This window comes from Collinsella sp. AF04-24 (assembly GCF_003465685.1).
In the GTDB taxonomy this organism is placed as follows: Bacteria; Actinomycetota; Coriobacteriia; order Coriobacteriales; family Coriobacteriaceae; genus Collinsella; species Collinsella aerofaciens_AP.
Map to the genome: position 1 here is coordinate 39,309 of NZ_QSBK01000024.1, position 308 is coordinate 39,616.

Sequence of the window (308 nt, forward strand, 5' to 3'; positions counted from 1 at the left end):
AGTTGAAGGAACGGTGGAGATGTGTTTCGATGGGTCCGGTGGCCATGCTCCGCCCGCCGCCCGGCACCTCCTCCCAGACCCAGCCGAACGGTCGGTTCCGTCTATTCCGTTTTTCCCTTTCAGGCTAGGACAGCGGGGCATCGCCCCTCTCTGCGCGCGCCCGCGCGATGAGCCCCGGCGTCAGGTCGAGCCCGTCGACGGGCACGTCCTCGATGCCGTACGCATCCAGCAGCGCCGCCGCGTCGTCGCCGAGCATCGCCCGGAAGGCGCGGGCGGGCGTCGCGAAGCCGAGCGCGCCGCGGGGCTCG

Annotated in this window: 1 pseudogene; it reads right to left on the bottom strand. The window is 71.4% G+C overall.

The window, feature by feature from the left end:
- Positions 1 to 124: 124 nt before the first annotated feature.
- Positions 125 to 308, bottom strand: a pseudogene (locus tag DWV32_RS09010) (IS30 family transposase); the annotation flags it as partial.